The sequence below is a fragment of the Rugamonas sp. genome (assembly GCF_025354735.1).
Taxonomy (GTDB): domain Bacteria; phylum Pseudomonadota; class Gammaproteobacteria; order Burkholderiales; family Burkholderiaceae_D; genus Rugamonas.
This window is the reverse complement of the sequence record NZ_JANXMI010000109.1, coordinates 1-7,331: the sequence shown is the minus strand read 5'-3', so window position 1 is coordinate 7,331 and position 7,331 is coordinate 1. Positions and strand designations below refer to the sequence as shown.

Below are 7,331 nucleotides of genomic sequence, written 5' to 3'. Positions count from 1 at the left end.
CTTCCTTGAACGCCGGCACCACCCAGATCATGATGACGGCCGTGACGATGAAGGCGATCGCCAGAATCGACACCGGATACATCAGCGCCGACTTGATCTTGGCCTTCATGGCGATGGTCTTTTCCTTGTAGATCGCCAGCCGGGTCAGCAAGTCTTCCAGGATGCCGGCCTGTTCGCCGGCGCCCACCAGGTTGCAGAACAGCGGGTCGAAATACAGGGGATACTTGCGGAACGCCTGGTTCAGGCTGGTGCCGGTCTCGATGTCGCCGCGCAAATCCATCACCAGCTTGGACACGGACGGGTTGGCGTGGCCCTTGCCGACGATGTCGAACGATTGCAGCAGCGGCACGCCGGCCTTCATCATCGTCGCCAGCTGGCGCGTGAACAGGGAAATGTCCTTGTCGGTGATCTTCTTGCCGCTGCGGTAAGCCTTTTTCTTGACCTTGGTCACCATGATGCCCTGGCGCCGCAGCGTCACGTTGACCACGGCTTCGCCGCCGGCGCGCAGTTCCCCGCGCACGGTCTTGCCGCTCTTGTCCTTGCCTTCCCAGGCGAAGATCGATTCCTTGACCTGATTGACGTTGCTCGATGTGGCCATGATGTGTGTCCTATTCGTTGGTGCAGCCAAGCACTTCTTCCAGGCTGGTCAGGCCGTTGCGGACCTTGACCAGGCCGGACCGTCGCAGCGACTTGACGCCTTCGCTTTCCGACTGGGCCGCGATCTGCATCGCATTGCCATTGGACAAAATGATCGCTTCGATGGCGGGCGTGATCGGCATGATCTGGTAGATGCCGACCCGGCCCTTGTAGCCGCCGCCGTTGCAGCGTTCGCAACCGACCGGGCCGTAGGGTTTCCAGCTGCCGTCGAGTTCCTCGGGCTTGTAGCCGGCCTTGAGCAGCAGGTCGTCGGCGATCTCGACCGGCTGCTTGCAGGTGCACAGGCGGCGCGCCAGGCGCTGCGCCGTAATCAGGATGACGGAGGAGGCGATGTTGAACGGCGCCACGCCCATATTCATCAGCCGCGTCAGCGTCGACGGCGCGTCGTTGGTGTGCAGCGTGGAAAACACCATGTGGCCGGTCTGCGCCGCCTTGATGGCGATGTCGGCCGTTTCCAGGTCGCGGATCTCGCCGACCATGATGATGTCCGGGTCCTGGCGCAGAAAGGACTTGAGCGCCACCGGGAAGGTCAGGCCGGCCTTGTCGTTGACGTTGACCTGGTTCACGCCGGGCAGGTTGATCTCGGCCGGGTCTTCCGCGGTCGAAATATTGATGCCGGGCTTGTTGATGACGTTCAGGCAGGTGTACAGCGACACGGTCTTGCCGGAGCCGGTCGGGCCCGTCACCAGCACCATGCCGTAGGGACGCTGGATGGCCTCGAGCAGGATTTCCTTCTGGTCCGGGTCGTAGCCGAGCGCGTCGATGCCCATCTGGGCCTGGGTCGCGTCGAGGATACGCATGACGGTCTTTTCACCGAACAGCGTGGGCAGGGTGCTGATGCGCAGGTCGATGGTCTTGGTCGGCGAAATAATCAGGCGCATGCGGCCATCCTGCGGGATGCGCTTTTCCGAGATGTCGAGCTTGGCCAGCACCTTGATGCGCGAGACCAGCTTGTCCTTGATCGAAATCGGCGGCTGGGCGTGTTCGATGAGCACGCCGTCCACGCGGAAGCGGATGCGGTAGAATTTTTCGAACGGTTCGAAATGCAAGTCGGACGCGCCCATATTGAAGGCGTCCATCAGCATCTTGTTCAGGAAGCGCACGATGGGCGCGTCCTCGACGTCGTTGGCGTCGGCGGCGGCCGCCGGGTTGGCCGCTTCCTCCTCCTCGGCGAACTCGATGTCCTGCTGGTCGCCGGCCAGGTCGTTGATGCTCTGTTCGCTGCTCTTGTTCAGGCTGGCCAGCAGCAGCAGCAGCGCGTCGTGCGGCACGATCACCGGCTCGACCGACGATTCGGTCTGGAACTTGATCTGGTCCAGGGCCTGGATATTGGTCGGGTCGGAAATGGCGACCGACATCTTGTTGCCGCGCTTGGCCAGCGCCACCACGCGCTGGCTCTGCATCAGCTTGGCGTCGATGATCTTGGCCGGCAGCAACTCGATATTGAAGCTCTGCACGTCGAGCAGGGGATAGCCGAAGGTGTCGGAACAAAACATGGCCAGGGCCCGGGCGTCGATGGCGCCGCTGGCCAGCAGCACGTCGATGAAGGCCTGCTTGTCGCCGAGCGCCTTCTTTTGCAGCGCGTCGGCCTGCGGCGCGCTCAGGCGACCGGCCTGCATTAAAGCTCGGGCCAGGCCCGGCATCGGGGTCGTCACTGGCGTCGCGTTGGGTAGAACTGCTGCCATGGTTGCGCTGTCGGGAAAGCTTCAGTTAGGGAAGATGAACGGCCACAGTAGCCTCAATGTTAACTATTCATCAGATGATGCCTTGAGGCATCATGTTTGTAAAGCCTTGTCGCTCACTTAGTCGCTAACTAAGCTGATTCTACACCGGGCCGGTGCGCCAAACGGGCTCGGCCGCATCCGTCGATGTCGTATCCTTGTCGTATTTGTGTCTTAACGGCGTATCAATTTCACGATCTTGATCGACTGATTTTGCACCTGTACCACTTCGATGATGCAGCCGTCGATGCGCACGCTGATCGGCGCCTCCGGGATTTCCTGCAAATACTCCAGCAGCATGCCGTTCAGGGTTTTCGGGCCGTCCAGCGGAAAGCCCAGGCCCAGGCGCTTGTTGATGTCGCGCAGCGCGGTCGCGCCTTCGAGCAGGCACTCGCCCTGGGCGTTCCAGCTGAAGGTGTCGGCGCGGGCCGCGCCCGGCATCGAGGTGGTGAACTCGCCTATCATTTCCTCGATGATGTCGTCCAGCGTGACCAGGCCCTGCACCTCGCCGTATTCGTCGACGATGATGCCGAGCCGCTCGCGGTTTTCCTGGAAATACTGGAGCTGGGTCAGCAGGCCGGTGTCTTGCGGGATGAAATAGGGCGTCGTCAGCAGCGCGCGGAAATGCTCGACCGTCAGCTCGGACTCCTGGTTGAGCAGCGCGACGGCCTTGCGCACGTGCAGGATGCCGACGATCTGGTTGATCTCGCCCTCGTAGACGGCCAGCTTGTTGTGGTAGCAGGTGGTCAGCTCGCGCTTGATCTCCTCGACCGGCATCGACAGGTTCAGCGCCTCGATCTGTGAGCGCGGCGTCATGATGTCCTCGACCGAGATGGTTTCCAGGTCGAACAGGTTGAGCAGGATGCTCTTGTGCTTTTGCGGCATGAAGTGGCCGCCCTCGAGCACCACCGAACGCAGCTCCTCCGGCGACAGCCGCGCCTCGTGCGCCTGGTCGCCGTCCTTGATGCGGAACAGTTTCAGCACCAGGCTGACAAACAGGTTGACGAACCAGATCACCGGCTTGGCCGCCGTCATCAGCGGCTTGAGCACGACGCTGGTGGGCAGCGCGATTTTTTCCGGATAGGTGGCGCCGATGACCTTGGGCGAAATCTCGGCGAACACGATCAGCAAAAAGGCCACCACGCCGGTCGAGATGGTGATGACGTTGTCGTCGCGGCCGAAGCCGGCGATGGCGATTTCCGTCACCAGGGCGGTGGCCATGGCGTTAATCAGCGTGTTGGCGATCAGCACCAGCGACAGCAGCTTGTCGGTGCGGTCGAGCAGCCACAGCGTGGTGGCGGCGCGCCGGCTGCCGCGTTTGGCCAGGTGGCGCAAGCGGTAGCGGTTGGCCGCCATCAGGGCTGTTTCGGCCATGGCGAAGAAGGCCGAGCATAAAATCAGGAGCGCGAGCGCAAGCAATTGCGCCCAAAAGGGCACGGTATCCAAGGGTCACCGTCAAGAAGCGAGAGCGTGGGAAACTGGTCGGCCGGGAGGCGCCGGCCCAGAGCGGCATGGCCGCAATCGCGGCCGCAGAGGTTTGAATTCTAAGGCAAGGGCCGGTTCCGTGCAAGGTAGACTATGTTGCCGATGACTTCGGCGGTTTGCGTTGGCTCGCCATATTGTGAGCCTGGTTTTTATCGCGCGTACCCACACTCAAAACGATGACGGTCAAAATGTTGTCTTGAACTTCGTACACCAGACGATATCCGATGGAACGCAGCTTGATTTTATAAGTGTTCTGCATGCCCGCGCCGTGCAGGCGGGCGGAAGGGACGTGGGGATCGTGCAGGCGGCGTTCCAGTTGTTTCTTGAATTGGGCCCGTATCGCGCCGTCGAGCTTCTTCCACTCCTTTAGCGCTTGTTCATTGAATGCAAGCTCATAGGTCATCCAGCGATACTTTCAGTGTCTTTCCGCCGCGCCGTTGCTTGACGATTTCGGCGAGCTCTAAATCTTCGAGCTTGTCCATCATCGCTTCAAACGCTTGCGCCGGCACCAGATAGGCGGTGGCACGGTTGTGATTGAGGATGGCCACCGGCGAGTTTCCGGCCTCTTCGATGATCGCTCCGGGGTTGCGCCGCAGTTCGGTAATGCTCACCGTCGATGAGGCATAAATGGCATTGGTCAGATTCATGATAGAGAAAATATAGTGTATTTATCAGTGCAATATTATGTGTATTTTTATGCGCATGCAAGCGCATCCACCGATGGACCATTTTTTATGGCATGCTTGCTGTTTTTGAAAGAGGTGGATAGATGCGGCTCAATTCTCGTGCAATCGTTCCCGCGCTGGGTTTGCTGACCAGTTTGTCGCTGCCGCCGCTGGCCCACGCGGCGCCCATGGCGGCGGTCTACGAGAAGGCCGAGCAGGACCAGGGCGACGCGCTGGCGCTGCTGCAACGGCTGGTGGCCATCGATTCCGGCACCTACAACGCGCAGGGCCTGGGCCAGGTCGGCGCCATCGCCATGACCGAGCTGGCGGCGCTGGGCGCGAAAATCGAGCTGTCGTCGGCCGCGCCCGCGCTCGGCAACAACATCGTCGCGACGCTCAAGGGCACGGGCCACGGCCGCATCCTGTTGGTGGCGCACATGGACACCGTGTTCGGCGACGGCGCCGCCGCCGCGCGGCCGTTCCGCATCGAAGGCGGCCGCGCCTACGGTCCCGGCGTGATGGATGATAAATGCGGCGTCGTCGCCGCCATCTACGGGCTGAAAATCCTCCAGCAGCTCCACTTCCGCGACTACGGCACCGTCACGCTGCTGCTCAACACCAACGAAGAAACGGGATCGGCCGGCACCCGCGCGCTGATCGAAAAGCTGTCGCGCCAGCACGACGTCGCCTTCAACCTGGAACCGGGCCGCGCCGCCGACGGCCTGGTCATCGCGCGCAAGGGCAACGGCGAGATCGAATTGACGATCAAGGGCAAGTCCTCGCACGCCGGCAGCGCGCCCGAGCTGGGCCGCAACGCGGCGATGGAGGCGGCGCACCAGATGCTGCAACTGGCGACGCTGGGCGACCCGGCCAGGCAAACGACGGTCAACGTCACGGTCGTCAAATCGGGTGAGCGCAGCAATGTGATACCCGACGCCGCCAGCGTCACCGCCGACGTGCGCGTGGCGGTGCCGGAGGAATTCGACCGCGTCGAGCGCGACATGCGGCGCATCGTCGCCCAGCAGCTGATCCCGGAGACGCAGGTCACGGCGAAGCTGGTGCGCAGCTTCGCGCCGATGGCCGAAAGTCCGCAGATCGACGCGCTGGCCGCGAAGGCGCAAGGCATCTACGGCGAAATCGGCCGCAAGCTGACGCTCGAGCATTCGGGCGGCGCCGCCGATTCCAGCCTGACGGCCGGCGTCGGCACGCCGTCGATCGACGGCCTGGGCTTCGTCGGCGGCGGCGCCCACACGGAGGAGGAGTACTTGGAAGTGGGCAGCATCGCACCGCGCCTGTACCTGCTGGCGCGGCTGTTGATGGAGTACGGCCCCGGAAAGTAAAAGCTCAGCTGCCCCGGTAGGTCGAATACGACCACGGCGACACCACCAGCGGCACGTGGTAATTCTGGTCGGCGTGGGCGATGCCGAAGGCCAGCGTGACGAGGTCGATGAAGCGCGGCTGCGGCAGCGTCAGGCCCTGGGCGGCGAAATAGTCGCCGGCGTTGAACACCAGTTCATACAGGCCGGGTTTCATGGTGTCGCCTTCGAGCAGCGGCGTGGCGCAGCGGCCGTCGGCGTTGGTGATGTCCATCTTCAGCAGCACCTTGCCTTCGGGCCGGTCCGCGAACAGCGCCACCTTGACGCCGGCGCCCGGCTTGCCGCTGGCGATATCGAGTACGTGTGTGCTCAGTTTTCCCATGATGCGTCCTATCTATCGAAGTGTATGCCGCTATCGTGCAAATCATATACTGTTGCACGCGAGTCCCTATATGATGGTGGCGATACTCTGTCTATGCGAGCGCCCATGACCACCTACGACAACTACCCGCGCGACATGATAGGCTACGGCCGCACGCCGCCGCATCCGCAGTGGCCGAACGGCGCCCGCGTCGCGCTGCAATTCGTCCTCAACTACGAGGAGGGCGGCGAGAACAATGTGCTGCACGGCGACGCCGGCTCCGAAACCTTTTTGTCCGAGATCATCGGCGCGGCCGCTTTCCCGAATCGCCACCTTAGCATGGAGTCGATCTACGAGTACGGCTCGCGCGCCGGCCTGTGGCGGCTGCTGCGCATGTTCGAGGAGCGCCAGCTGCCGCTGACGGTGTTCGGCGTGGCGATGGCCTTGAAACGCAATCCGGAAGCGGTGGCCGCCTTCCAGCAGCTGGGCCACGAAATCGCCTGCCACGGCCTGCGCTGGATCTCGTATCAAAACATGGACGAGGCGACCGAGCGTGAGCACATGCGGGAAGCCGTCGCCATCATCCGCGAGCTGACCGGCGCCGCGCCGCAAGGCTGGTACACCGGCCGCGATTCGCCGCACACGCGCAAGCTGGTGGTGGAACACGGCGGCTTCCGCTACGACGCCGACCATTACGGCGACGACTTGCCGTTCTGGCAAACCGTCGCCATCACCGGCGCCGACGGCCGGCCCGCCAGCGCGCCGCAGCTGATCGTGCCCTACACGCTAGACACCAACGACATGCGCTTCGCGGCCATGCAGGGCTTCAATTCCGGCACCCAGTTCTTCGACTATTTGAAGGACGCCTTCGACGTGCTGTACGCGGAGGGCGATCCGGCCGGCCTGAATCAGCCGAAGATGCTGTCGGTCGGCCTGCACTGCCGGCTGGTCGGACGGCCCGCGCGGGCGGCGGCGCTGGCGCGCTTTCTCGACTACGTGCAGCGCCACGACCGGGTGTGGATCACGCGCCGCATCGACATCGCGGAGCACTGGCGTTCGACCCATCCCTATGTAGAATGAGGTATAGGCGCACGCTATACGCATGCGCCGATACCCGGCATCATCG

General features: G+C 63.0%; 8 protein-coding genes. 2 read left to right on the top strand and 6 right to left on the bottom strand.

The window, feature by feature from the left end:
* The 5 genes from Q0S71_RS09415 to Q0S71_RS09395 all read right to left on the bottom strand — a co-directional run.
* Positions 1 to 598: type II secretion system F family protein (locus tag Q0S71_RS09415; RefSeq protein ID WP_295994184.1), on the bottom strand; the 598-nt coding region annotated here is incomplete at its 3' end.
* Between the two features lie 10 nt (positions 599 to 608).
* The gene (gene pilB, locus Q0S71_RS09410) at positions 609 to 2,342 is read right to left on the bottom strand and encodes a type IV-A pilus assembly ATPase PilB (RefSeq protein ID WP_295994181.1); all 1,734 of its coding nucleotides are present in this window, start codon (positions 2,340 to 2,342) and stop codon (positions 609 to 611) included.
* 210 nt (positions 2,343 to 2,552) lie between these two features.
* The gene (locus tag Q0S71_RS09405; protein ID WP_295994179.1) at positions 2,553 to 3,824 is read right to left on the bottom strand and encodes an HlyC/CorC family transporter; all 1,272 of its coding nucleotides are present in this window, start codon (positions 3,822 to 3,824) and stop codon (positions 2,553 to 2,555) included.
* A 130-nt stretch (positions 3,825 to 3,954) separates the two neighbouring features.
* On the bottom strand, positions 3,955 to 4,266 hold the full coding sequence (locus Q0S71_RS09400; protein ID WP_295994177.1) for a type II toxin-antitoxin system RelE/ParE family toxin: 312 nt from the start codon (positions 4,264 to 4,266) through the stop codon (positions 3,955 to 3,957).
* Positions 4,256 to 4,510: a type II toxin-antitoxin system Phd/YefM family antitoxin gene (locus Q0S71_RS09395; RefSeq protein ID WP_295994173.1), complete on the bottom strand. Its 255-nt coding sequence runs from the start codon at positions 4,508 to 4,510 to the stop codon at positions 4,256 to 4,258. The genes Q0S71_RS09400 and Q0S71_RS09395 overlap by 11 nt, the downstream gene beginning before the upstream one ends.
* Positions 4,511 to 4,632: 122 nt before the next feature.
* On the opposite strand from Q0S71_RS09395, the gene Q0S71_RS09390 reads away from it, so the two are divergent.
* Complete coding sequence (locus Q0S71_RS09390) at positions 4,633 to 5,868, top strand: glutamate carboxypeptidase (protein ID WP_295994171.1); 1,236 nt, start codon at positions 4,633 to 4,635, stop codon at positions 5,866 to 5,868.
* Positions 5,869 to 5,872: 4 nt separating this feature from the next.
* Here the strand turns inward: Q0S71_RS09390 and uraH are convergent, their stop codons facing one another.
* Positions 5,873 to 6,226 carry a hydroxyisourate hydrolase gene (gene uraH / locus Q0S71_RS09385; RefSeq protein WP_295994169.1) on the bottom strand — a complete coding sequence of 118 codons (354 nt, stop codon included), beginning with the start codon at positions 6,224 to 6,226 and terminating at the stop codon, positions 5,873 to 5,875.
* Positions 6,227 to 6,331: 105 nt separating this feature from the next.
* Here uraH and puuE point away from each other — a divergent pair, with 105 nt between their 5' ends.
* Positions 6,332 to 7,285 (top strand): allantoinase PuuE, encoded by a 954-nt coding sequence (gene puuE / locus Q0S71_RS09380; RefSeq protein WP_295994167.1) that lies wholly within the window; start codon positions 6,332 to 6,334, stop codon positions 7,283 to 7,285.
* The last annotated feature ends 46 nt before the right edge of the window (positions 7,286 to 7,331 follow it).